Here is a 19423-nt window from a genome sequence, read left to right on the forward strand (position 1 = left end):
ACTCTTGGGGATCCCGCAGCCGTCTGGACGCAGGCTACGTGGAGGTAGCGCTCCACGCCTGCAAGGGCGGTATTTTAACGCGACTACCCCGGCTCACGTCGGGGAGTGGGTCTTGAGCCAGTCGCGCAGCGCGGCGTCCACGCGGGTCTGCCAGCCGTCGCCTGTGGCGCGGAAGGTCTGCACCACGTCGGGCGACAGCCGAATGGTGATGCGCTCTTTCGTCACGGCGGCCCTCGGGCGGCCGCGCAGCTTGGCCTGCCGATTCATTTCCAGCAGCCCGGCGTACAGATCCGGCGGCAGGACCTTGGCGGCCGGCTGAGCGCGCCGAAAGTCTTCCTCCGTCCATTCCGGGTTGTCGTCGTCGATCAACTCAGGGTTGGGTTTCTTGCTCATACCTTCGCACCTCGCGCTTGTTCGCCTTGCGGAAACTGATGACGCGGATTCCCTTCGCAACTCGGGCAAAGACCAAAGCGTGCAAGCGGCTATCCAGCCACCCAAACGCCCGAAAGCGAACTTCGCCGTAGTCGCGCCTTGTATCCACGACGATCACCGCCGTCTCGAAATCGAACTCTGCGACCCGCTCGAATGACAGCCCGCGATCCGCGAGGTTGCGGGCGTTCTTGGCCGGGTCGAAGGTGATTTCCATGCGATTTATTGTATGCACAAAAACAACGGAATTCAAGAATTTCCGCGCATACACGCAGCGGCCGCCGGATGCGGTCTCAGCGCGGCTCCGAATCGTCGGCGATTTTAGCCGCCTTGCGGAAAGACGAGAGCAGCGCGAGCCCGTCGTCATGCGCCATGACGCCCGCGCGTCCGGACGCGACTTCACGACCGTTGGTGATGGCCGACCAGTTGAGTCCGGTGAGTCGGCCCGCCTTCGCCAACTCCAGCAGCTCGCTCAGAACCTGTTCGCACTCTCGGGCGTGTCGGGATTGGATGCTGTAGAGGCGGGGCTTACGCATCGCCCTCTGCGGCGATGAGCCGTGTTGAAGCAGTCACGCGCGAATCCTAGAGCAGCTTGACCAGCGCGGCGACCAGCGCGGCCTGCGCGAGCAGCAGGCCCGCCACCCACTTGATGATGTCAGCCTTGGCTGCCTCGATTTCGGCCCGCAGCTTCGCGCTGACGTGGTCGAGCTTCACATCGAGGTAATCCCGCGTGACGGGATTGGCGTCGACGTGAGCCTCACTGAAGGCTTCCGCGACCGCCTCGGCCTGCCTCTCGTCGAAACCGGCGTCGCGCAGTTTGCGCACAAACTTGTGCGTGTCGAAGGTGATCGTGCTCATGGTCCGCAGCGTCAGAAGAACTGCTTGGCGAAATTGGCGATCGCCAGCGCCGTGAGGATGCCGAGCATCCAGCGGGTGTGGGAATTCTCCGCGCGCAGCAGGTCAATCTTGGCGTCGAAGTGTTCGCGCGTCAGCTTGGTTTCCACGTCGAAATGCTCACGCGTCACCAGCGAGGACTGGGCGTCGGCCATGACGCGCACCACCGCTTCCGCCTGCTTCTCGTCGAAGCCGGCCTCCCGTAGCTTCCGGGTGAATTCGAGGGTGTCGAAGGTGATCGTGCTCATGGGGCGAAGGATAGCACGAGCCCTCAAGATGACGCCTGCCTCAGCCCGCCGGAGCGGGCCCGAAAGGCATTCCCTCGCTGGATTTTGCGGGCGTCAGCGCGATCAGTATGAGTAGGCGGCAGAACTGCGCCACTTCGGATTCGAGCGAGCCATGCCGCGCTCGATCATCTGCTGGCGCGCAAACTCGGCATTCGACTCTTCCTCCCCGGCCGCAGCCATCTGCTTCTCTCCGGGGCACGGCGAGCGTTGCGCCACGCGCTGCATGAAAAGCTTCGTGTCATTCTCGGGCACGTAGTAGATGTCGCTCTTGCGTGAGACAAAGCGATTGTTCTCCGCAATCGTCGTGGTGACGATGATCTCCGTCCGGGTTGGATTCGCCCAGTGACCGGCGCCCCACTCGCCCAGTGCGATACCGCCGATCGTTCCGGCCGTCCCGTGACCATCGAGGATGACATCTCGCACCACCGCGACACCTGCGGCGAGCAAGGTCCATCGGGGCGGCTGGTAGGCTGGCAGGTCGTCGCCGTGCTTCACGAGCTGGATGTCGTACACGATTTCGACATCCGGCGCGCTGGCAGCGAATCCGCCCGCTCCACCCGTCTCGCCCCTGCAGACGCTGACGTTCGCGCCGCGATTGACCATGCGGGTGATCATGAACTCACGGAACGCCGTGTTGAACGCGGAGTTGCGGGTCGGTGCGACGAACACGCCGCGTCCCTGCAACTGCGCCTTTTCGGCAATCTCCCGCAGCGTCTCGGAGACCACGTCATCGGCCACGACGTCCCAATGATGTGCCGTGCGCGCAACTTTCTGATGACTCATCTGGAAGTTGACCGGCACTGGCGCGGGGGATGCGCACCCGACCAGGGCGGCGACCATCGGTGCGAGAACAACATACTGCGTTTTCATATTTTCCTCCCTGACGTGGCTATCCATGTCGCTACCGTAGTCCCTGCGGAACATGCTCCGCTATGGGCTGATTCTCCGGTCGGGGCATGACAGTTGTCATGCGTCAGGCCACCGTTCGAGCGTTGCCTGATCGGTATCTACCCGTAATTTCGCGCTGTTTTACTGATCTGTAGCCGCCCACGAGGCGGCTTTTTTGCGCGGGGTCGTGACGGCCCTCACGCAGCTATGCCTTTCGCTTGATGCGCCGCCCCGCTCTTCGGGCAAGACTCTCCGCTCCGTCCACCATACGGAGGCCTCCATGCCCGCTCTTCTCATTACCTACGACCTGAACAACGAAATCCGCCGTCCGCCGATCGTCAAGAAGATCAAGGACACTTGGTCTTGGGCTCGCCTTTCTGAGTCGTCCTACGCTGTCCAGACACATCTTTCACCAAGTCAAGTGTTCGAGCAGCTTCGACCGCTGCTCGACAACAACGACAACCTCTATGTGATTACCCTGAAGAAGCCGTACTCGGGGTGGGGGCCGAAAGATGTGAATGACTGGCTCGAGCGGAATCTGGATTAACACTCAGGTTCGCCCCGCTCTCAGCCAGTTCGGCCAGTCGTGCCTGTTCGTCACTCGTAGCCGGTTCCACAATGAACTGATCTGCCTCAATACGTAGTTTCACGTCGATCTCCTGAGAGAGCCCGCCCGGCCCCGGCCCGGCGGGTTTTTTTGCGCCCGTCGCTCGAGCGTGGGGAGATTGTGCCAGCGTGCGAGAAAAGTTTAAACACCACGTTGACCTTTTAATAAACATGATGTTTAATCACCTCAACGCAACACCCGAAGCCCCCAGCCGTCAGGAGATCGCAAATGTCCGACTCATACGTTACCGAAATCCTCGTCGCCCGGCGTCGCGCCCGGCGGCTGGTGGCCGTGGTGGCCGTGGCCGCCGCAGCGGCGGTCTCCGTGTCGCTCTACTCCCTGGTGGTCGACGCACTCGCCGCACATGCCGAGCTCGTGCGCACCCTCGCCTCCGGGACGGGCCGCTGACATGCGCGCCGTCACCGACTTCGCCATGGCCACCTGCGCCGCCGTGCTGATCCTGCTCGGCAATCTCGCCGGCTTCGGAGTGGCCGACGAATGAGCGCCCACCTCCCCGACCGGCTGTGCGCCCCGGCCTCGCCGCAGGAGCGTGAAGAGGCGAGCTGCGCCGGCAAGCACCGCTTCACCGACCCGGCGCTGGCCCGCCGCGTGGCCTCGCGCAGCGCGCATACCCACAGCGAGCCGATCTCGGCCTACCGCTGCCACCTGTGCGGCGGTTGGCACGTCGGCTCGCATCTGCACAAGGCGCGACGGCGCAAGCGCTAAACGGACGGCCGGCATCCGAAATGCCGGTTGCGCTGGCGGACCGCCAAAAACGTCCGCATCCGCTGACCGGGGGCTGATCTCGGGGTTGCGCATACCTCAGTGCGGGATTGACCGGCCTAAGCGGTCACCACAACACAGGAGCTTCGTCATGTTGATCACGCACCGAAACCCCCGCCGCGACCTGATCGCGCCGCGCCACGACGTAGAAGCCATGCTCGACCGCAGCAGTGCCCGGCTGCTGCACAACTACCTGTCCCGCTGCGACGCCGACGAGACGCGTGACGAGGCGATCGAGATCCTCGCCGCCGAGATCTATGACCGCGAGATCGGGCCGGTCATGTCCGCGAAGGACATCAACGAGGCGACGGGCGAAATCCTCGCCGGGCTCGACGAGGCCGAGCAGGCCGAGATGCGCGAGGCGTACCGCCGCGGCCCGAAGGCCTTCGGGCCGTGGCTGCATCCGAAGATCGATGCGTACTGGGAGGCGTTCTGTCGCGAGCAGGCGCGCCAGCAGCTGGAGAAGCTCGACCGCGAGGCCGAGGACGATCACTACCGCGCGCAGGTGGCGGCATGAGCGCGAGCCACACGCCGGAGCCGTGGGGCGTCGAAGAAATCGACAACGACGGCGAATACGGCGGCGGCCCCGATACAAGCCGAGGATTCCAGTCGTTCGCCATTTGTGACGCGCAGGGCCGGGCCTTGTTCGACAGTCTGAACCGCGACGTCGGTGTCTCCGAAATTCACGAAGACGGCCACGCCGACGAAGATGGTTACGTTGCTGCGTGGGATGACCTGGCGAAGCGAGACGCCCGCCGCATCGTCGCCTGCGTGAATGCCTGCGCTCCGATCGAGACGAGCGAACTTGAAGAGATCACGCGCACCGGGGGCCTGCTCGGGCCACGTGAGGATGTCGCACGACTGGCCGCGCAGCGCGACGCCTTGCTCGCCGCAGCCCGCGCAGCCGAGGCCGTGCTCGCAGCGCAGAAGTGGCGCGAAGACAGCTCCGACCCGGAAGCGGTCGCGCTGCGCCTGCTGCGTGCCGCCATCGTCAAGGCGGAGGGCCGGCAGTCATGAGCCTCATTACCCTCGTACGCCGCAGCCTGCGCAAGGCGACCAGCAAGTCGCGCGCCGCCACCATCCGCCGCCTCGAGCAAGACATCGATTGGGCGCGCGCATCGTCGGACGCGCACATCAACGACCTCGAAGCGCGGCTGCGCCGGCTGCGTGCCGAGAACGATCCGCGCTCGTCGCAGGACATCGCTCGCGAGGCCGGCCAGCGCGCGAAGGGGGTCGCATGAACGCGCCGGACAAGCGCGCCGCATTCCTCGCCGAGCGGCAGACGGGGCTGGGTGGCTCTGACATCGGCGCCGTGCTCGGCCTGTCGAAATACCGCTCGCCGGTCGAGGTATGGATGGCGAAAACTGGCAGGGCCGCGGAGCAGGACGAAACCCTGCAGATGCGCTTCGGCACGTTCGCGGAGCAATTCGTCGCCGAGGAATACACCGCAGCGACGGGCCGGCGCGTGCAGCGGTTCAACCCGATGCTTCGGCACCCGGATTACCCGATGGTGATCGGCCACGTCGACCGCCTCGTGATCCCAGACGGCGCGAAGGTGGCGTCGCATCGCAGCGAAATCCGCACCGATCGCCTGCTCGAATGCAAGACCGCGTCGGCCTTCGCTGCGAGCGATGCAAGTGAATGGGGCCCGGCCGGAACCGACCAGATCCCGACCGGCTATCTCGTCCAGGTGTCGATCTACAAGGCACTCACCGGCTGCCAGTTCTCGGACCTGGCCGTGCTGTTCGGCAACCAGGAACTGCGCGTCTATCACATGGCGCGCGACCGCGACCTTGAGGACGAACTGCTGCGCCGTGCCGCTGAATGGTGGCGCCAGCACGTCATCGCCGACGTCGCGCCGGAGCCGCAGAGCGAAGCCGATGTGCGCCTCCTCTACCCGCAGGACAACGAGCAGCAAATCGAGGCCGACGAGGAGATCGCGCGCGTCGTCGCCGAGCTCGCCGACCTGAAGGAGCGCATCAAGGTGCTCGAAGCCGACGAGCAGGCCGCACGCGACACGCTCACCGCGTTCATGCGCGACGCGGCGGTGCTCCGCTGGAACGGCTCGACGCTCTGCACCTACAAGACCGCGAGAGCGTCGAGCAAGACCGATTGGAAGTCGGCAGCGAAGGAGCTCGCCGAATACGTCCCGATCGCCGAGAAGCTGATCGAGAAGCACACCACAGAAACCGCCGGGTCGAGGAGGCTCGTTCTCAAATGAAAACGTGCAGCGTTACCGGGTGCGACGGGAAGCACAGATCGAAGGGGCTGTGCAACAAGCACTACCTCAAGCTCCGGAAATTTGGCTCCCCGGATGTCGGGGAGACCTATCACCCAAGGACGAATGGCGCTCCATGCGCCGTGGATGGATGCGGGGAGGCCGCAAGGGCAAAGGGGCTTTGCAACACGCACTACAAGCACATGAACGCGTACGGCGCCCCCACTGCCGGGACGTTCAGGGCTGAGAACGGCGCCGGGACGGTCATCTCCTCCGGCTATCGCTCGATCCACGTCAGTGGGCGTCGGGCGCTCGAACACGTCGCCATTGCAGAACGGGCGCTCGGAAAGCGATTGCCACGTACGGCCCGCGTGCATCACGTCGATGGCGACAGGCTCAACAACGCCCCCACGAATCTCGTCATCTGCCCGAACGATGCGTACCACGCGCTGCTTCATCGGCGACAGGAGGCGATGGACGTGGCCGGCAATCCCAACTACCGGAAATGCCAATTTTGTAAGACGTGGGACTCCCCGGAGAACCTCCGTCTGGTGTCTCTCGGTGGGTATCACACGAAGTGCAAGAACGACTACCAATCCGCAAGAAGGAGTAAAGCATGAACAACGTCACCGCCTTGGCGGCACCGAAACAGAACTTCTCCCTGGCGCCGAAGGATCTCGACGAGGCCATGCGCTTCGCCGACATTCTCGCTTCGTCGAGCATCGTCCCGAAGGACTACCAGCGCAATCCGGGGAACGTCCTGGTGGCGATTCAGTGGGGGATGGAGCTCGGCCTGCAGCCGATGCAGGCTATGCAGAACATCGCCGTCATCAACGGGCGTCCGTCCTTGTGGGGCGACGCGATGCTCGCGCTCGTGAAAGGTCATCACGCCTTCGAGTGGATCAAGGAGGAAGTCACGGACGAAGGCACGACGTGCACCATCAAGCGCGCCGGGCAGCCTGAAGTCGTCTGGACCTTCACGAAAGAGGATGCCAAGCGCGCCGGCCTGCTCGGCAAGCAAGGCCCTTGGCAGCAATTCCCGAAACGCATGATGCAGATGCGCGCTCGCTCGTTCGCGCTCCGCGATGCGTTCCCGGATGCGCTCAAGGGCATCCACAGTGCCGAAGAAGTGCGCGACATGCCCCCCGAGCGCGACATGGGCGCCGCCGAAGTCATCGACACGCCCAAGCCCGCGAGCAAGACCGACGCACTGAAGTCCCGGCTCGGCGCCGCAAAAAAGCCCGAAGCGCGCGCTGTCACGCTGGACGCCGTGCTCGACGAGATCGAGCAGGCCACCACCCCCGACGCCATGCACGCCGCTGCCGAGTCCGCCGGCAAGCTCGGCACCGACGCCGACAAGAGCGCCGCGCGAGAAGCGTACGGACGCCGTGTCGCGGCCCTCAAGGCGCAAGCCGAGCAGGCCGCATCCAGCACGACCGTCGATCCCGAGACCGGCGAAGTCACCGACGCGCAGGACGATTTCCTGAAGGACTACGACGCCGCCGACCAGTCCGACCCGGCCGGCGAATAAGACCACAACCACCGGAGCCCACCGCACCATGCAACTCGTATTCGAAGAACACACCGCCCGCCTCTCGTCCGTCAATCCGCGCGCCGAATGCCACGGCGAGGACAAGGCCCTCGGCGCCGACATCAAGCTCGAGATCAAGACGACCAACGACGTGCTGTCCGAGATCCACCCGTCGCTCAAGGGCTCGTTCTTCCGCAAGGACGACACCCAGGGCGAACTGATCCCCGAAGACCCGGGCCACATGCCGCTGCTGCGCTTCCCCGAGATCAAGAGTCCGGTCAAGTGGGACTGGGACAGCGTCGGCTACACGTTCCGCGTGCATATCGGCATATCCGGCATCCCCGACATCAACATCCCGGACTGCAAGGTCGGAAAACTGACGTTCGCCCCGATCAACGGCGGCAGCGTCTCGCTCGGCCTGCGCCTGCAGTGCAATCCGTCGCCGGAGCAGATGGGGCGCCTGTGCGAGCTGATCCAGCAGGACATCACGATGACACTCACGCCGCCGGACGTGGAGCCGGACACCGACAGTGACGACGACGGGGGGATGTTCTGATGGGCGCTGCAGACAAAATCATCACCGTGGAAGACGCCCTCGCCGCCTCCCACACCCTGCTCACGGTACGCGAGATCATGCGCGAGACCGGGCACGCCGAGCCGGTCGTGCGCGCCGAACTGCGTCGTCTGGCGAATCAGGGCCAGATCGAGCACATCCCCGGTCGCGGGCGGTACGACGGGCGGTATGGGCTGCTGCGGCCGATCGATCGTGTGGATCAGGCGACGGCCGTCGATGATTGCTTGCCGGTCGGCGACAGCGAGGGCGGCGAGGCGGACGTCCATGCAATCCCGGCGCCGCAATACGACCCGGCTACGGTTTCACTCAACCCTATTGAGCGGACCGCCGCACAGCAGAATCGCGCAGACGAGGCCGAGCAGCAGGTGGCGAGCCTGCTCAATGTCATCGCCGACATCCGCGCCGCGATCGGCGATGACGGGCGGATCATGCTCTACGAGCTTGCCAACGCCGTGCACAAGCGGTCGGAGATGGCCGAACTGGGACTCAGGGTGTCCGCCGATTTTGCCGAAACGACCACCGAACTCGATGCCATCCGCGCAGCGCTCGGCGTCGTCATCGGCGGCGACATCGACCCAAGCGACCTGACCGAGGTCGAGATCGCACAACGTGCCGCGCAGCTCATTACCGTCGAGCTGGCGAACGCCCGCGCCCTGAACGCGAAGCTCGAACACCTCCTCGGCTCCGAGCGCACCGCGAATGCGGCCCTGCGCGAGCAGCTCGACAACACCGTCAGCCCGGAGATCGGGAGCATCGCGCCGGCAGGCTACCTCGTCCGCGCGCCGAAGCGTCGACCGCGCGTACTGACGAAGCACGACAGCGCCCAAGCTGCCGCAATGGCTGCCGCATGCAACGGCTCAGGTCGTTGCGACGTGTATGCGCTCGTCCATGTCGGCACAGCCAAGCGCGGCGCAGTGTGGAGGGCAGCGCAATGACGACCATCTCCATGCTGATGGGCCTCGCGCCGCTGCCGAAAAAAACCGTCTCCGGGACCCAGCACGTACCCGAAGGCTCGCGCGCAGTGCGCTCCGGCGGCGCCCCGGCGGCGGTCCGTCAAACCGCTGCCGCGCGCCGCGAGGCCATCCTCGAAGCGCTGCGCGATGGGCCGATGACGGCCCTCGAACTCGCGGAAGAGACCGACGCGAGCAGCAGCATCATCGACGAAGACCTGAAGATCCTGCTCGCGGCCGAGAAGATCCAGAAGCGCAAGCACAAGGGCGAGAACCTGTATTGGATGCCGTCGCGATGACGCGAAAAGAGCAAGCCCGCATAGCCCGGCTTGAGACCGAGAACGCACATCTGCGCGAACAGATCGCCCGTTGCCTGGCCGTGTATCGCGAACAGCTTTATGAACTGGTGGATCTGCGCACGCAACTGGATCTGGTGCGCGCCGCGATTGGAGTAGAGCAATGAGCAACCTCACCATGCTGCGAGCCCGTCAGGCCATTGCCAAGCGTGCGCGCCTCGAAAACATCCAGCACAACCGCCACATGATCGGCCAATACGACGAGATCGAGATGACCGAACGCGCTGCGCTCTCTGCCTTCCGCGGCGGGTGGGCAACTGGCCAGCACTGGAACCATCTTGCCGAGTGCCGCAATGTGCTGATGTTCGGCGCGTGCCACAAGATCGCGGTCAGCGCCGTCAAGGCCGATCACGAAGCGGTGCGGGAGGTGACGCGCATTGCAATGGGCGCGCTGACAGCCATCCGCGACCGGGAGCAGAAGACCGGAAAGTTTGGCGCGAACTCGGGCGAGCTGAACGCGCTGCATGCGCTCGTCGAGACAAGCCGGGACTTCTGGACTCGGCAGCCGGCGACGCTGTTCAGCCAGTGCGTCGCGGCAGTGCGGAAGCAGGTCGTGCAGACGATCCAGCAGCGAGGTGCGGCATGACCCGCACCTCTCTCATCCACTGCGCCCGCGTCTATCTCGCGCAGTCGCGCCACTTCACCCGCCGGCATCGCGGCTTCAGCTTCACGCTGCTGGGCTGGGCCGGGAATGCTCGGCGCAGGGCGATGGCGGAGAAGGCGGACCCGGTTCAAGTGGATCTTTTCGGAGCACAAGCATGACCACACCGATCAAGCTCTACCGGCCGTCCAGCGGCACCTCAGGCGCATCGTTCATCGCTGCATGGTGCGGCCACTGCAAGCGTGATCGTGTGACGAACGGCAGCGTCAGGGTCGATGATGCCAACGACGACGATTACTGCCAGATCCTCGGCGCGACGTTCAGGTGCAACACCGACGATCCGGAGTATCCGCGCGAGTGGCGCTATGACGAGGACGACTACCCGGTGTGCACGGCCTTCGAGCCGGCCGATGCGCCGGAAGGCCCGTCGTGCGCGGTGCGGGATGAGGTGACGGCTGATTTGTTCGGAGGTGCGGCGTGACGAACATCATCTATCGCATCCAAGACAGCGACGGCCGCGGTCCGTGGAAGCCCGGCTTCTCCCGCCTCTGGGTCGAAGACCGCGACGACCATGACCTGCTGATCCCGTGGTATCAGGAGTTCGGCCAAGTCCATCTGCGCGCCATCGTCGGCATGCACATCGGCTGCGGCTGCCGCTCCGAGGATCAGTTGCGAAGGTGGTTCACGCAAACCGAGTACGCGCGCCTCGTCGAATACGGCTATCGGGCCGTGCGGATGCCGGTCGGGCGCATTCTGGCCGAGTCGAACATCCAGTGCGTGTTCGAGCGCGCGAAGCCGCTGCGCCGGGATGTGGTGCCGTTCGCGTTGTACGAGTGCGCGGAGGTGCGGCCGTGACCATGATCGACACCGCCGACCACGTCCGGCACATTCCGACCGGCGAGGAGTGGGTGGTCGCCTGCGTCATCGGCGAGCGTCTGAGCTGGTGCGGCTGGCCGGAAGGCACGGCAGCGCTTTCCGACTGCGAACTCGTCAAGAAGGCAACGCCGGAGTATCGCGACGCGCTGCTCCTCAAGATGGCGAAGATAGTAGGCGCCGAAGATCACCGCGGGCGCTATGCCGTCGAGCGGATCGCATCCCTGTCGATGGGCGAATACCTGGAGGACACGAAGTGAGAGTCGGACGCGACACCAAACGCCGCATCGAGGCGATCAAAGCCGAGAGCTACGAGGCCCGCCAGAAGCTCGTCACGCTCCTGGCGCGGCTCGAAGAGCACAGCGGGACGAAGCGCATCGCCCGCGGGCTGAAGGCTGCGATCGACAAGCTCGATTCGTGGCAGCGGACGCCGCATGTGTGATGAGCATAACGTCTGAATTGAGGGGCGCGAAGCGTCCCGCTCGAATGACGAGCTCGACGGATTGGAGATTGAAATGACGGAATACCACCGCTGGCTGCGAGCCGCCTACCTGTACTACATCGAGCCGGGCGAAGACACGGGGATGAGCGACGCGGAATGGGATTCGCTCTCCCGCAAATACCTCCGCGAACGCGACCAGATGACCGAACCGGAGCACGCACCGTTGCACAGGGATGAGTTCGATGGCGGCAGCCTGTTCTGGCTGCGCCGCGGCGAGTACCCGGCATGCGCTCTGTCACACAACGGACAGAGTTAAGGCCGTTGGCCGTCAGGCCAGTCTGGCCTTGAACGCGGTGTTGGGCGGCAATGTGATTACGAGGAAGAGAAATGAAGATTTCGGAAATGATTGAATGCCTGGAACGGATCAAAAGCGAACACGGAGATCTTGAGGTTGAAACCTACAAGTTCGATGGAAGCCGCGTGGCGATGAACGCTCCAAAGATTGACTATCGCGCAATCCTTAAGGGGCGAGAACGCAGGCCGCAATTCGCATCGAGCTACTACGGAGATGACCGAAAGGAGCGCTTTGGTGAAAAGGTATGCCGGCTTTGACGCCCAACGCAAAAAGTGAGCCGACGAGCGCGGCATTGTCGCGCAAGGTCGGCTCGACTGACGAGTTGTGCCACACGGGGAGCAAGTGAGATGGGTTTGAGCGGACACCAAAGCGCTGCGATGAAGAACGACGAATGGCTGACGCCGCCCGAGATCCTGCGGGCGCTCGGCACCTTTGACCTTGACCCGTGCGCGCCAGTGGTACGCCCCTGGGAGACGGCGGCAAACCACTACACGATGCTGGATGACGGCCTGAACAAGCCGTGGGCCGGGCGCGTGTGGTGCAACCCGCCATTCGGTCGCGAGGCCGTGAAGTGGCTGCGGCGGATGCGCGACCACGGGAACGGGGTGGCCTTGATTCCGGCGCGCACCGAGACGGCGATGTTCTACGAAACAGTGTGGGGAGCGGCAGACGGCGTGCTGTTCCTCAAAGGGCGCCCGCATTTCCACTACGTTTGCGGGCGGCGGGCGGATTTCAACAGCGGGGCACCCATTGCCCTGGTGGCCTACGGACGCGACAACCTGGAAGCGCTCAGGCAAAGCGGCCTCGGATTCGTGGTAGTGGGGCATAACGCAGAAATAACCGGCCGCGCCAGCGGTCCGGGTTGATTGACGGGTTAGCCGGCTGCCCGCTACGAAGACCGGCGCAAAACTGAGGATTGAAAATGGAAACTTTCGTGCAACCGAAGATCACCGGCTACCGGCAACTGAACGAAGCCGAAGCCGCCCTGATGAATGAGATCAAGGCGCGAGGCGTCGAGCTTGGCGAACTGGTGCAGAAGCTGCGTGGCACCGAAGGGCTGGACCAGCGATGGGTGAGCATTGGCGCGACCGACCTGCAAACCGGCCTGATGGCGCTGACTCGTGGCGTTGCACAACCGACGACGTTCTGACATGGAAACGGCACCCGACTTCGATGCGCTGCGCGCCGAGCGCAACCGGAAAACAATGGAAGCGCACCAGCGCCTGGCGGATGAACTCGGTGTGCCGCTCCAAACGCTGCGCAGCAACCACAACCCGAACGCCTGCTATTGCGCCTGCGCCAGCGGCGGGCCGTGCGAACACAAGTGGGATGGCGAAGGCGTGGAGTTCGACGAAGGCCGAGGGTGGAGCGCCACCTGTTCGCGCTGCGGTGGGACGGCGATGAGCCACGACATGCGCGTGCTGCCATGAAGACGGCTAACTAAAATTCAACGACATGTCGCTTTCCACCGTTAACGCGACACGTCCGTGAACATTACGAAACTGGGGTTAACGCGACATCACCCCAGCCGGTCCGCCATCGATTCTGCCGACTCGGCATAGTAATGAAGCAGGCTCTTGATATCCCGGTGCCCGATCATCCGCGCGAGCTGGAGCACGTCGAGCTTCTTCGACAGCCGAGTGATCGCTTCGGATCGGGCATCGTGGAAATGCACATCTGGATGTCCGGCCGCATCCCGTGCCCGCTGAAAGCACTTCGATGCGACGTGAGCGGAAAGGGTGAAAACTTCGTTCGGGTCCAGGTTCTCGCGCGCCTTAATGATCTCGCGCGCAGCGGTGGAGAGCGGCACCTTGCGCGCGTCGCCGTTTTTCGTGTCGCGCAGGGTGACGGCCTTCTCGCCCACGTCGGCCCAGCGTAGCCCGATGATCTCACCCAGGCGCATGCCGGTCTCCAGCGAGAACCGAAACATCTGCCCCACCTGGGGCCCCTGCCGCGCCTTGTCCAGCTCCTTGGTGATGGCGTCGATCTCAACCTGAGCGATCCCGCGGCGCCGCGCCTTGCTTGTCTCCGGACGCTTCACCGACTCCATCGGCGACTTGTGCAGCCAGTGCCATTCGTCGACGGCCGTGTGGAAGATCGCCGACAGGATGATGAGTTCGCGCCGCACGGAGACCGGCGCAACCGCTTCACCGCGCGTGTCCCGGTAGGCGCCGATCATCTTCGGCGTGATCTGGTCGAGCGGCCGATCGACGCACTCCATTTTCTCAAGCTGCGCCAACCGCGACAGTTCGGCCTGCGAGCCCTTGTGCGCCTCCGCGATCGGCCGGTACTTCTTGATTGCATCGCGCAGTGTGTGGCGCGCTAGAATGCCGTCCTGCTCCTGCTCGTCCGCCCAGGCTTTCGCCTCGCGCTTCGTGGGGAACGTCTTCGTCTTGCGAGTACGATCGACGCAGACATGCGCTCTCCAGCCGGCGCCCCGTTTTTCGAAGTGTGCCATGGTGTTCTGTGGTGTAAATTCTGGCGTAAATATCCTTCAGGATATCTTCGCTTACCGTCACAGGCAAACTTTAAGCGCATGAAAACGCGCGAATAAAAGGATTAGTAAATGGCTCAGTACGTTATGAATATGCTCCGCGTGAGCAAGATCGTGCCGCCGAAACGGCAGATCATCAAGGATATCTCCCTCTCGTTCTTTCCCGGCGCAAAAATCGGCCTGCTCGGCCTGAACGGCTCCGGCAAGTCCACGGTGCTGCGCATCATGGCCGGCGTCGACAAGGAATATGACGGCGAGGTGCAGCACCTGCCGGGCATCCGCCTCGGCTACCTGCCGCAGGAACCGCAGCTCGACGCGGCGAAGACGGTCAAGGAAGAAGTCGAATCCGGCCTCGGCGAAATCCTCGAAGCGCGCGAGAAGCTTGACGCGATCTACGCCGCGTATGCCGAACCCGACGCCGACTTCGACAAGCTCGCCGAAGATCAGGCGAAGTACGAGAACATTCTCGCGACCGCCGGCGCCGACATCGAGACGCAGATGGAAATCGCCGCCGACGCGCTGCGCCTGCCGCCGTGGGATGCGGTCATCGGCAAGCTCTCCGGCGGCGAAAAGCGCCGCGTCGCGCTGTGCAAGCTGCTGCTGTCGCGGCCCGACATGCTGCTGCTCGACGAGCCGACGAACCACCTCGACGCCGAATCGGTCGAGTGGCTCGAGCAATTCCTCACGCGCTTCCCCGGCACTGTCGTCGCCGTCACCCACGACCGCTACTTCCTCGACAACGCGGCCGAATGGATCCTCGAACTCGACCGCGGCCACGGCATCCCGTGGAAAGGCAATTACTCGAGCTGGCTCGAGCAGAAGGGCGAACGCTTGGCGCAGGAAAGCAAGCAGGAAGCCGCCCACCAGAAGGCGATGAAGACGGAACTGGAATGGGCGCGCTCGAACCCCAAGGCGCGTCAGGCCAAATCGAAGGCGCGCCTCGCGCGCTACGAGGAAATGACGACGGTCGAATACCAGAAGCGCAACGAGACCCAGGAAATCTTCATTCCGCCCGGCGAGCGCCTCGGCAGCAAGGTCATCGAATTCAACGGCGTATCGAAAGCGTTCGGCGACAAGCTGCTGATGGACAACGTCAGTTTCAGCATCCCGCCGGGCGCGATCGTCGGCATCATCGGCCCGAACGGCGCCGGCAAGTCGACGCTGTTCAAGATGATCGAAGGCCGCGACAAGCCGGACGCCGGTGAAGTCGTCGTCGGCCCGACGGTCAAGATCGCCGCCGTCGACCAGACTCGCGAAGGCCTCGCCAACGACAAGACGGTGTTCGATGCGATCTCGGACGGCGCCGACGTGCTCACCGTCGGCCGCTTCGAAATGCCCAGCCGCGCCTACCTCGGCCGCTTCAACTTCAAGGGCGGCGACCAGCAGAAGATCGTCGGCAACCTATCCGGCGGCGAGCGCGGGCGACTCCACCTGGCCAAGACGCTGATCGCCGGCGGCAACGTGCTGCTGCTCGACGAACCGTCCAACGACCTCGACGTCGAGACCTTGCGCGCCCTCGAAGACGCGCTGCTCGAATTCGCCGGCTGCGCGCTCGTCATTTCCCACGACCGCTGGTTCCTCGACCGCATCTGCACGCACATCCTGTCGGCCGAAGGCGACTCGCAATGGACGTTCTTCGCCGGCAACTACCAGGAATACGAAGACGACAAGAAGAAGCGCCTCGGCGAGGAAGGCGCCAAGCCGAAACGCATCCGCTACAAGCCGATCAGCCGCTGAACGATTTATCACCGGGAGCCATACAAGATGAAAAAAACCTTCAAGTGGATGCTTGCTTTTTGCGGCACGCTCGCCGTCCTCGCGCCGGTCGCACCCGCGCAGGCCGAGGCGCCGATGGTCAAGACACAGGTGCCGGGCTACTACCGCACGATGCTCGGGCAGTTCGAGATCACCGCACTCTATGACGGCGCGATCGAACTCGACCCGCAGCTGCTGAAGAACGTCAAGGAACAGGACCTCGAGCGGCTGCTGTCGCGGATGTTCGTTGCGGGGCCGAAGATGCAGACCGCGGTGAACGCCTACCTGATCAACACCGGCAGCAACCTCGTGCTCGTCGATGCCGGCGCCGCGAAGCTGTTCGGGCCGGGGCTGGGCCACATTGTCGGCAACATGCGCGCGGCCGGCTACGATCCGGCCCAGGTCGACACGGTGATCGTCACGCACCTGCATGGCGACCACATCGGCGGCCTCGGGGATTCCGCCGGCCAGATGGTGTTTCCGAACGCGACCATCCATGTCGCGCAGCCCGACAACGACTTCTGGCTGTCGCAGCAAATGGCGGCGCAAGCGCCTGCCGAGATACAGCCGTTCTTCAAGATGGCCGTCGACGCCGCCGCGCCCTACCAGGCCCGCGGACAATGGAAAACCTTCGCCGAAGGCAGCGAAGTGGTCCCCGGCATCCGCGCCGTGAAGGCATATGGCCACACGCCCGGGCACACCGCGTACGCGGTGGAGTCCAATGGCAAGAAGCTGCTAATCTGGGGCGATGTCGTGCATTCGCACGCGGTGCAGTTCGCCCGGCCCGAGGTCGCGTTCGAGTTCGACGTCGACAAGGAGCAGGCGGTGGCGACGAGGAAAAGCCTGATGTATTCGCTGGCGGCAACGAAGACGCTGGTCGCGGGCATGCACTTGCCGTTCCCCGGCATCGGCCATGTGCGTGCCGACGGCAAAGGCATCTACAGCTGGATTCCGGCCGAGTTCGCGCCGTTGCCGCCGGCCTCGCAGTGATGCCGCCCGATTGGGGAAACGCGAAATGACCTACGAAGAACACCTGGACGAAGTCACGACGCTGATCACCGAGAAATACGACGTCGAAGACGACGAGGCGATCCGCATGACGATGCGCGCGCAAGCCGATGATTTCTTCAGCGGGCACGACGACGATCCGTCGCTGTGCACGCTGGATCGCGCGCACCAGGACGCCGCCGCGGTGTACCGGAAGTATCGTTGAAGCGGGAGGGGCGGCAATGAGCAACCCGGAGAAGCCCTCCGGCCGCGCGCCCGCGCTACCGGAGGCGACGGCACGGACGCTCGCGCATTACGAGCATAACGCCGCGGCGTACTGGTCGGGCACGCGCGACCACGACGTCAGCCAGAACCTGGCTGCGCTGCTGAATGCGATCGAAGGCGAGCCGCCGTATTCAATCCTCGATTTCGGCTGCGGACCGGGACGCGATCTGCTGCGCCTGCGCCGGCTCGGCCACGAAGCCGTCGGCCTCGACGGGGCGAAGGAGTTCGTGGCGATGGCGCGGGCCTATTCGGGATGCGAAGTGCTGCACCAGGATTTCCTCGCGCTGGATCTGCCCGCGGGCCGCTTCGACGGCGTGTTCGCGAACGCCTCGCTGTTCCACGTCCCGAGCGCCGCGCTGCCCGAGGTGCTGCGCAAGCTGCACGCCACGTTGAAGCCGCGTGGCGTGCTGTTCTCGTCGAATCCGCGCGGCAACAACGAGGAAGGCTTCAATGGCGAGCGCTATGGCTGCTTCCACGACCTCGAAGCCTGGCGCGGCTATGTCGGCGCCGCAGGCTTCACCGAGATCGAGCATTACTACCGGCCGCCCGGCCTGCCGCGCGACCAGCAACCGTGGCTCGCGACCGTGTGGCGCAAGGCCTGAATCACCCGCGCCGGTGCGTGCCGATCGCTGCCGGCCGTCCCTCCGGCCAGAAACGCTCCATCAGTGGCTTGACGCTGGTGCCGTGGAAGATCACCGACAGGGTCACGACGATCAGCGTCATGTGAATCAGCTCCAGCGCGACATCTTCCGGCAGGCCGTGCTGGATCGCGTACATCAGGTAATACAGCGAACCGATGCCACGCACACCGAACCAGCCGGCGAGTCCGCGAATGCGCCACGGCGTGCGCGTGCCGATCAGGCCGATCATCACGCTCACCGGGCGCGCCACGAGGAACAGGAACAGCGCCATCCCGACCGCGCGCCAGCTCCACGAATCGACGAACAGCGTGCCGCCGATGAGCAGGATCAGCAACAGTTCGGAGAGGCGCTCGAGATGCTCCTTGAAAATCAGCGACCCCTCGCTGAGGGTGGGCACGTCGTGAACCGGCGCGGCACGCGCCGCGTTCTCTCCCGTCTGCAGCCGGTCGGCCTTGTCGGGCGCGGCGCCTGCGAGCCTGCGTTCGGTTTGCCGCAACGCGACGGCGGCGAAGAACACCGCGAGGAAGCCCCACGCGCTCGCCATGACGCTCAAGCCATACACGATGCCGATGAGGCCGAGGCCGAGAAAATCGTCGAGCAGACCGTGGGCCGCGTCAGCACGGCGCAGGCGAGCCACCCCATGCGCCATCGTCATGCCGCAGGCGACGCCGATCGCGAGCCCCGCGACGGTCGCCCACACCACGTCGACGAGCGCCCAGCGCAGCCCGAACTCGCCCAGCTCGTGCAGTCCGAGCAGGCCCAGACCCAGCATCACGAACGGAAACGCGCTGCCGTCGTTCATCCCCGCCTCGCAGGTCAGCGTGAAGCGCAGCCGGTCCCGGTCGCCGGGGTGGCGCGTCTGAACGTCGGTTGCGAGCACCGGATCGGTCGGAGCGAGGATCGCGCCGAGCAGCACCGCTGCGCCCAGCGGCAGCCCGAGTACGTAATGTCCGAACGCCGCGACCAGGCCCACGGTCACGGCCATCGATGCGAATGCCAGCAGGATCGGCGCTCGCCAGCGCGCGAGGCTCACCGGCACCGGCATCTTTACGCCCGCCGCATAGAGCGAGATCAGCACCGCCGCTTCGGTCAGCACTTCGAGCAGCGCCGATTCCTTGAGCGGATTAAAGTGGAACAGGTTCAGCACCGTCGGGCCCACGATCAGGCCGACGGCGAGATAGATGATCGCCGCTGTTACCGGCAGACGCCGGATCATCGACGAGGCGAGGCCCCTGACGAGCAGCAGCCCGCCGACCAGCAGGAACCATTGCGCATTGGTCAGTCCGTTATCCATTGCAGATGCTCTTCCCTTCTCGTTGGGCCAACCGCCCGGCGCTTGCGCCCGATCAGTCGGCATTTATTTTGGAAGGCGAAAGTATCTACGAATAAGCGGGCAGCCGCGCTACCGTTTCCTGCTGTTACGGGAAAACAGCCTGCAAGGCGCGCCCGGACGGGAAAGTCCATCCGGGCGGG

At 64.6% G+C, this 19423-nt stretch carries 36 protein-coding genes; 28 read left to right on the plus strand and 8 right to left on the minus strand.

Annotation, left to right across the window (positions count from 1 at the left end; translation table 11 throughout):
• Positions 1 to 93 precede the first annotated feature (93 nt).
• The 6 genes from GO606_RS13790 to GO606_RS13815 form a co-directional block, all read right to left on the minus strand.
• Positions 94 to 393: a BrnA antitoxin family protein gene (locus GO606_RS13790; protein ID WP_169119180.1), complete on the minus strand. Its 300-nt coding sequence runs from the start codon at positions 391 to 393 to the stop codon at positions 94 to 96.
• On the minus strand, positions 371 to 646 hold the full coding sequence (locus GO606_RS13795) for a BrnT family toxin (protein WP_169119179.1): 276 nt from the start codon (positions 644 to 646) through the stop codon (positions 371 to 373). The genes GO606_RS13790 and GO606_RS13795 overlap by 23 nt, the downstream gene beginning before the upstream one ends.
• Before the next feature lie 76 nt (positions 647 to 722).
• On the minus strand, positions 723 to 965 hold the full coding sequence (locus GO606_RS13800; RefSeq protein WP_169119178.1) for a hypothetical protein: 243 nt from the start codon (positions 963 to 965) through the stop codon (positions 723 to 725).
• Positions 966 to 1011: 46 nt separating this feature from the next.
• Complete coding sequence (locus GO606_RS13805; RefSeq protein ID WP_169119177.1) at positions 1012 to 1287, minus strand: CCDC90 family protein; 276 nt, start codon at positions 1285 to 1287, stop codon at positions 1012 to 1014.
• Between the two features lie 11 nt (positions 1288 to 1298).
• A complete protein-coding gene (locus tag GO606_RS13810) occupies positions 1299 to 1571 on the minus strand; it encodes a CCDC90 family protein (protein WP_169119176.1) in 273 nt (90 codons plus the stop codon).
• 102 nt (positions 1572 to 1673) lie between these two features.
• The gene (locus tag GO606_RS13815; protein WP_169119175.1) at positions 1674 to 2507 is read right to left on the minus strand and encodes a hypothetical protein; all 834 of its coding nucleotides are present in this window, start codon (positions 2505 to 2507) and stop codon (positions 1674 to 1676) included.
• Between the two features lie 271 nt (positions 2508 to 2778).
• On the opposite strand from GO606_RS13815, the gene GO606_RS13820 reads away from it, so the two are divergent.
• The 24 genes from GO606_RS13820 to GO606_RS13935 all read left to right on the plus strand — a co-directional run bounded on the left by GO606_RS13820 (position 2779) and on the right by GO606_RS13935 (position 13218).
• Positions 2779 to 3045: a hypothetical protein gene (locus tag GO606_RS13820; RefSeq protein WP_169119174.1), complete on the plus strand. Its 267-nt coding sequence runs from the start codon at positions 2779 to 2781 to the stop codon at positions 3043 to 3045.
• A gap of 288 nt (positions 3046 to 3333) precedes the next feature.
• On the plus strand, positions 3334 to 3513 hold the full coding sequence (locus GO606_RS13825; RefSeq protein WP_169119173.1) for a hypothetical protein: 180 nt from the start codon (positions 3334 to 3336) through the stop codon (positions 3511 to 3513).
• Between the two features lie 90 nt (positions 3514 to 3603).
• A complete protein-coding gene (locus GO606_RS13830) occupies positions 3604 to 3831 on the plus strand; it encodes a hypothetical protein (protein ID WP_169119172.1) in 228 nt (75 codons plus the stop codon).
• 148 nt (positions 3832 to 3979) lie between these two features.
• Positions 3980 to 4405 (plus strand): hypothetical protein, encoded by a 426-nt coding sequence (locus tag GO606_RS13835; RefSeq protein ID WP_169119171.1) that lies wholly within the window; start codon positions 3980 to 3982, stop codon positions 4403 to 4405.
• Positions 4402 to 4905, plus strand: a complete 504-nt coding sequence (locus tag GO606_RS13840) for a hypothetical protein (RefSeq protein WP_169119170.1) — start codon at positions 4402 to 4404, stop codon at positions 4903 to 4905. The genes GO606_RS13835 and GO606_RS13840 overlap by 4 nt, the downstream gene beginning before the upstream one ends.
• A complete protein-coding gene (locus tag GO606_RS13845) occupies positions 4902 to 5129 on the plus strand; it encodes a hypothetical protein (protein WP_169119169.1) in 228 nt (75 codons plus the stop codon). The genes GO606_RS13840 and GO606_RS13845 overlap by 4 nt, the downstream gene beginning before the upstream one ends.
• Positions 5126 to 6109, plus strand: a complete 984-nt coding sequence (locus GO606_RS13850; RefSeq protein WP_169119168.1) for a YqaJ viral recombinase family nuclease — start codon at positions 5126 to 5128, stop codon at positions 6107 to 6109. Before GO606_RS13845 ends, GO606_RS13850 begins: the two co-directional genes overlap by 4 nt.
• A 200-nt stretch (positions 6110 to 6309) precedes the next feature.
• Complete coding sequence (locus tag GO606_RS13855; protein ID WP_169119167.1) at positions 6310 to 6726, plus strand: HNH endonuclease; 417 nt, start codon at positions 6310 to 6312, stop codon at positions 6724 to 6726.
• Entirely contained in the window at positions 6723 to 7637 is a 915-nt protein-coding gene (locus GO606_RS13860) for a recombinase RecT (protein WP_169119166.1), read from the plus strand. The genes GO606_RS13855 and GO606_RS13860 overlap by 4 nt, the downstream gene beginning before the upstream one ends.
• Before the next feature lie 28 nt (positions 7638 to 7665).
• On the plus strand, positions 7666 to 8193 hold the full coding sequence (locus GO606_RS13865) for a hypothetical protein (protein WP_169119165.1): 528 nt from the start codon (positions 7666 to 7668) through the stop codon (positions 8191 to 8193).
• Positions 8193 to 9146, plus strand: a complete 954-nt coding sequence (locus GO606_RS13870; RefSeq protein WP_169119164.1) for a helix-turn-helix domain-containing protein — start codon at positions 8193 to 8195, stop codon at positions 9144 to 9146. The genes GO606_RS13865 and GO606_RS13870 overlap by 1 nt, the downstream gene beginning before the upstream one ends.
• Positions 9143 to 9460: a winged helix-turn-helix domain-containing protein gene (locus GO606_RS13875; protein WP_169119163.1), complete on the plus strand. Its 318-nt coding sequence runs from the start codon at positions 9143 to 9145 to the stop codon at positions 9458 to 9460. Before GO606_RS13870 ends, GO606_RS13875 begins: the two co-directional genes overlap by 4 nt.
• Positions 9457 to 9624 (plus strand): hypothetical protein, encoded by a 168-nt coding sequence (locus tag GO606_RS13880; protein ID WP_169119162.1) that lies wholly within the window; start codon positions 9457 to 9459, stop codon positions 9622 to 9624. Before GO606_RS13875 ends, GO606_RS13880 begins: the two co-directional genes overlap by 4 nt.
• Positions 9621 to 10103: a hypothetical protein gene (locus tag GO606_RS13885; protein WP_169119161.1), complete on the plus strand. Its 483-nt coding sequence runs from the start codon at positions 9621 to 9623 to the stop codon at positions 10101 to 10103. Before GO606_RS13880 ends, GO606_RS13885 begins: the two co-directional genes overlap by 4 nt.
• Positions 10100 to 10279, plus strand: a complete 180-nt coding sequence (locus tag GO606_RS13890) for a hypothetical protein (protein ID WP_169119160.1) — start codon at positions 10100 to 10102, stop codon at positions 10277 to 10279. Before GO606_RS13885 ends, GO606_RS13890 begins: the two co-directional genes overlap by 4 nt.
• A complete protein-coding gene (locus GO606_RS13895) occupies positions 10276 to 10599 on the plus strand; it encodes a hypothetical protein (protein WP_169119159.1) in 324 nt (107 codons plus the stop codon). Before GO606_RS13890 ends, GO606_RS13895 begins: the two co-directional genes overlap by 4 nt.
• Positions 10596 to 10973 (plus strand): hypothetical protein, encoded by a 378-nt coding sequence (locus tag GO606_RS13900; RefSeq protein WP_169119158.1) that lies wholly within the window; start codon positions 10596 to 10598, stop codon positions 10971 to 10973. Before GO606_RS13895 ends, GO606_RS13900 begins: the two co-directional genes overlap by 4 nt.
• Complete coding sequence (locus GO606_RS13905; protein ID WP_169119157.1) at positions 10970 to 11251, plus strand: hypothetical protein; 282 nt, start codon at positions 10970 to 10972, stop codon at positions 11249 to 11251. Before GO606_RS13900 ends, GO606_RS13905 begins: the two co-directional genes overlap by 4 nt.
• The gene (locus GO606_RS13910) at positions 11248 to 11433 is read left to right on the plus strand and encodes a hypothetical protein (protein WP_169119156.1); all 186 of its coding nucleotides are present in this window, start codon (positions 11248 to 11250) and stop codon (positions 11431 to 11433) included. The genes GO606_RS13905 and GO606_RS13910 overlap by 4 nt, the downstream gene beginning before the upstream one ends.
• 73 nt (positions 11434 to 11506) lie before the next feature.
• Positions 11507 to 11749 carry a hypothetical protein gene (locus GO606_RS13915; protein WP_169119155.1) on the plus strand — a complete coding sequence of 81 codons (243 nt, stop codon included), beginning with the start codon at positions 11507 to 11509 and terminating at the stop codon, positions 11747 to 11749.
• A gap of 71 nt (positions 11750 to 11820) precedes the next feature.
• Positions 11821 to 12045, plus strand: coding sequence for a hypothetical protein (locus GO606_RS13920; protein ID WP_169119154.1), 225 nt, complete (start codon positions 11821 to 11823; stop codon positions 12043 to 12045).
• 120 nt (positions 12046 to 12165) lie between these two features.
• The gene (locus GO606_RS13925) at positions 12166 to 12654 is read left to right on the plus strand and encodes a DNA N-6-adenine-methyltransferase (RefSeq protein ID WP_211166704.1); all 489 of its coding nucleotides are present in this window, start codon (positions 12166 to 12168) and stop codon (positions 12652 to 12654) included.
• Positions 12655 to 12722: 68 nt separating this feature from the next.
• Positions 12723 to 12938, plus strand: coding sequence for an Acb2/Tad1 domain-containing protein (locus GO606_RS13930; RefSeq protein WP_211166703.1), 216 nt, complete (start codon positions 12723 to 12725; stop codon positions 12936 to 12938).
• A 1-nt stretch (position 12939) separates the two neighbouring features.
• Positions 12940 to 13218, plus strand: a complete 279-nt coding sequence (locus tag GO606_RS13935; RefSeq protein ID WP_169119151.1) for a hypothetical protein — start codon at positions 12940 to 12942, stop codon at positions 13216 to 13218.
• Between the two features lie 89 nt (positions 13219 to 13307).
• Here GO606_RS13935 and GO606_RS13940 read toward each other — a convergent pair whose 3' ends face one another.
• Positions 13308 to 14246: a tyrosine-type recombinase/integrase gene (locus tag GO606_RS13940; RefSeq protein ID WP_169119150.1), complete on the minus strand. Its 939-nt coding sequence runs from the start codon at positions 14244 to 14246 to the stop codon at positions 13308 to 13310.
• A gap of 108 nt (positions 14247 to 14354) precedes the next feature.
• Here GO606_RS13940 and ettA point away from each other — a divergent pair, with 108 nt between their 5' ends.
• From ettA to GO606_RS13960, 4 genes are read left to right on the plus strand one after another with little or no spacing between them, the layout of a single operon-like run.
• Positions 14355 to 16019 carry an energy-dependent translational throttle protein EttA gene (gene ettA, locus GO606_RS13945; RefSeq protein WP_169119149.1) on the plus strand — a complete coding sequence of 555 codons (1665 nt, stop codon included), beginning with the start codon at positions 14355 to 14357 and terminating at the stop codon, positions 16017 to 16019.
• Between the two features lie 27 nt (positions 16020 to 16046).
• Positions 16047 to 17027 carry an MBL fold metallo-hydrolase gene (locus GO606_RS13950; protein ID WP_169119148.1) on the plus strand — a complete coding sequence of 327 codons (981 nt, stop codon included), beginning with the start codon at positions 16047 to 16049 and terminating at the stop codon, positions 17025 to 17027.
• 25 nt (positions 17028 to 17052) lie between these two features.
• Complete coding sequence (locus GO606_RS13955; protein ID WP_011239269.1) at positions 17053 to 17250, plus strand: hypothetical protein; 198 nt, start codon at positions 17053 to 17055, stop codon at positions 17248 to 17250.
• A 16-nt stretch (positions 17251 to 17266) separates the two neighbouring features.
• Positions 17267 to 17911, plus strand: a complete 645-nt coding sequence (locus tag GO606_RS13960; RefSeq protein WP_169119147.1) for a class I SAM-dependent methyltransferase — start codon at positions 17267 to 17269, stop codon at positions 17909 to 17911.
• Position 17912: 1 nt separating this feature from the next.
• Here the strand turns inward: GO606_RS13960 and GO606_RS13965 are convergent, their stop codons facing one another.
• Positions 17913 to 19244, minus strand: a complete 1332-nt coding sequence (locus GO606_RS13965) for a cation:proton antiporter (protein WP_211166702.1) — start codon at positions 19242 to 19244, stop codon at positions 17913 to 17915.
• Positions 19245 to 19423 lie beyond the last annotated feature (179 nt).

The organism is Aromatoleum anaerobium, from assembly GCF_012910705.2.
Lineage (GTDB): Bacteria > Pseudomonadota > Gammaproteobacteria > Burkholderiales > Rhodocyclaceae > Aromatoleum > Aromatoleum anaerobium.

What these genes read in the sequence shown, in the direction of transcription:
- GO606_RS13915 (WP_169119155.1), top strand. Translation starts at nt 11,507, where the DNA reads ATGACGGAATACCACCGCTGGCTGCGAGCCGCCTACCTGTACTACATC.
- GO606_RS13845 (WP_169119169.1), top strand. Translation starts at nt 4,902, where the DNA reads ATGAGCCTCATTACCCTCGTACGCCGCAGCCTGCGCAAGGCGACCAGC.
- GO606_RS13850 (WP_169119168.1), top strand. Translation starts at nt 5,126, where the DNA reads ATGAACGCGCCGGACAAGCGCGCCGCATTCCTCGCCGAGCGGCAGACG.
- GO606_RS13890 (WP_169119160.1), top strand. Translation starts at nt 10,100, where the DNA reads ATGACCCGCACCTCTCTCATCCACTGCGCCCGCGTCTATCTCGCGCAG.
- GO606_RS13830 (WP_169119172.1), top strand. Translation starts at nt 3,604, where the DNA reads ATGAGCGCCCACCTCCCCGACCGGCTGTGCGCCCCGGCCTCGCCGCAG.
- GO606_RS13895 (WP_169119159.1), top strand. Translation starts at nt 10,276, where the DNA reads ATGACCACACCGATCAAGCTCTACCGGCCGTCCAGCGGCACCTCAGGC.
- ettA (WP_169119149.1), top strand. Translation starts at nt 14,355, where the DNA reads ATGGCTCAGTACGTTATGAATATGCTCCGCGTGAGCAAGATCGTGCCG.
- GO606_RS13880 (WP_169119162.1), top strand. Translation starts at nt 9,457, where the DNA reads ATGACGCGAAAAGAGCAAGCCCGCATAGCCCGGCTTGAGACCGAGAAC.
- GO606_RS13865 (WP_169119165.1), top strand. Translation starts at nt 7,666, where the DNA reads ATGCAACTCGTATTCGAAGAACACACCGCCCGCCTCTCGTCCGTCAAT.
- GO606_RS13790 (WP_169119180.1), bottom strand. Translation starts at nt 393, where the DNA reads ATGAGCAAGAAACCCAACCCTGAGTTGATCGACGACGACAACCCGGAA.
- GO606_RS13800 (WP_169119178.1), bottom strand. Translation starts at nt 965, where the DNA reads ATGCGTAAGCCCCGCCTCTACAGCATCCAATCCCGACACGCCCGAGAG.
- GO606_RS13875 (WP_169119163.1), top strand. Translation starts at nt 9,143, where the DNA reads ATGACGACCATCTCCATGCTGATGGGCCTCGCGCCGCTGCCGAAAAAA.
- GO606_RS13825 (WP_169119173.1), top strand. Translation starts at nt 3,334, where the DNA reads ATGTCCGACTCATACGTTACCGAAATCCTCGTCGCCCGGCGTCGCGCC.
- GO606_RS13950 (WP_169119148.1), top strand. Translation starts at nt 16,047, where the DNA reads ATGAAAAAAACCTTCAAGTGGATGCTTGCTTTTTGCGGCACGCTCGCC.
- GO606_RS13955 (WP_011239269.1), top strand. Translation starts at nt 17,053, where the DNA reads ATGACCTACGAAGAACACCTGGACGAAGTCACGACGCTGATCACCGAG.
- GO606_RS13855 (WP_169119167.1), top strand. Translation starts at nt 6,310, where the DNA reads ATGAACGCGTACGGCGCCCCCACTGCCGGGACGTTCAGGGCTGAGAAC.
- GO606_RS13805 (WP_169119177.1), bottom strand. Translation starts at nt 1,287, where the DNA reads ATGAGCACGATCACCTTCGACACGCACAAGTTTGTGCGCAAACTGCGC.
- GO606_RS13815 (WP_169119175.1), bottom strand. Translation starts at nt 2,507, where the DNA reads ATGGATAGCCACGTCAGGGAGGAAAATATGAAAACGCAGTATGTTGTT.
- GO606_RS13820 (WP_169119174.1), top strand. Translation starts at nt 2,779, where the DNA reads ATGCCCGCTCTTCTCATTACCTACGACCTGAACAACGAAATCCGCCGT.
- GO606_RS13870 (WP_169119164.1), top strand. Translation starts at nt 8,193, where the DNA reads ATGGGCGCTGCAGACAAAATCATCACCGTGGAAGACGCCCTCGCCGCC.
- GO606_RS13960 (WP_169119147.1), top strand. Translation starts at nt 17,267, where the DNA reads ATGAGCAACCCGGAGAAGCCCTCCGGCCGCGCGCCCGCGCTACCGGAG.
- GO606_RS13860 (WP_169119166.1), top strand. Translation starts at nt 6,723, where the DNA reads ATGAACAACGTCACCGCCTTGGCGGCACCGAAACAGAACTTCTCCCTG.
- GO606_RS13925 (WP_211166704.1), top strand. Translation starts at nt 12,166, where the DNA reads ATGAAGAACGACGAATGGCTGACGCCGCCCGAGATCCTGCGGGCGCTC.
- GO606_RS13885 (WP_169119161.1), top strand. Translation starts at nt 9,621, where the DNA reads ATGAGCAACCTCACCATGCTGCGAGCCCGTCAGGCCATTGCCAAGCGT.
- GO606_RS13965 (WP_211166702.1), bottom strand. Translation starts at nt 19,244, where the DNA reads ATGGATAACGGACTGACCAATGCGCAATGGTTCCTGCTGGTCGGCGGG.
- GO606_RS13835 (WP_169119171.1), top strand. Translation starts at nt 3,980, where the DNA reads ATGTTGATCACGCACCGAAACCCCCGCCGCGACCTGATCGCGCCGCGC.
- GO606_RS13935 (WP_169119151.1), top strand. Translation starts at nt 12,940, where the DNA reads ATGGAAACGGCACCCGACTTCGATGCGCTGCGCGCCGAGCGCAACCGG.
- GO606_RS13810 (WP_169119176.1), bottom strand. Translation starts at nt 1,571, where the DNA reads ATGAGCACGATCACCTTCGACACCCTCGAATTCACCCGGAAGCTACGG.
- GO606_RS13920 (WP_169119154.1), top strand. Translation starts at nt 11,821, where the DNA reads ATGAAGATTTCGGAAATGATTGAATGCCTGGAACGGATCAAAAGCGAA.
- GO606_RS13840 (WP_169119170.1), top strand. Translation starts at nt 4,402, where the DNA reads ATGAGCGCGAGCCACACGCCGGAGCCGTGGGGCGTCGAAGAAATCGAC.
- GO606_RS13940 (WP_169119150.1), bottom strand. Translation starts at nt 14,246, where the DNA reads ATGGCACACTTCGAAAAACGGGGCGCCGGCTGGAGAGCGCATGTCTGC.
- GO606_RS13795 (WP_169119179.1), bottom strand. Translation starts at nt 646, where the DNA reads ATGGAAATCACCTTCGACCCGGCCAAGAACGCCCGCAACCTCGCGGAT.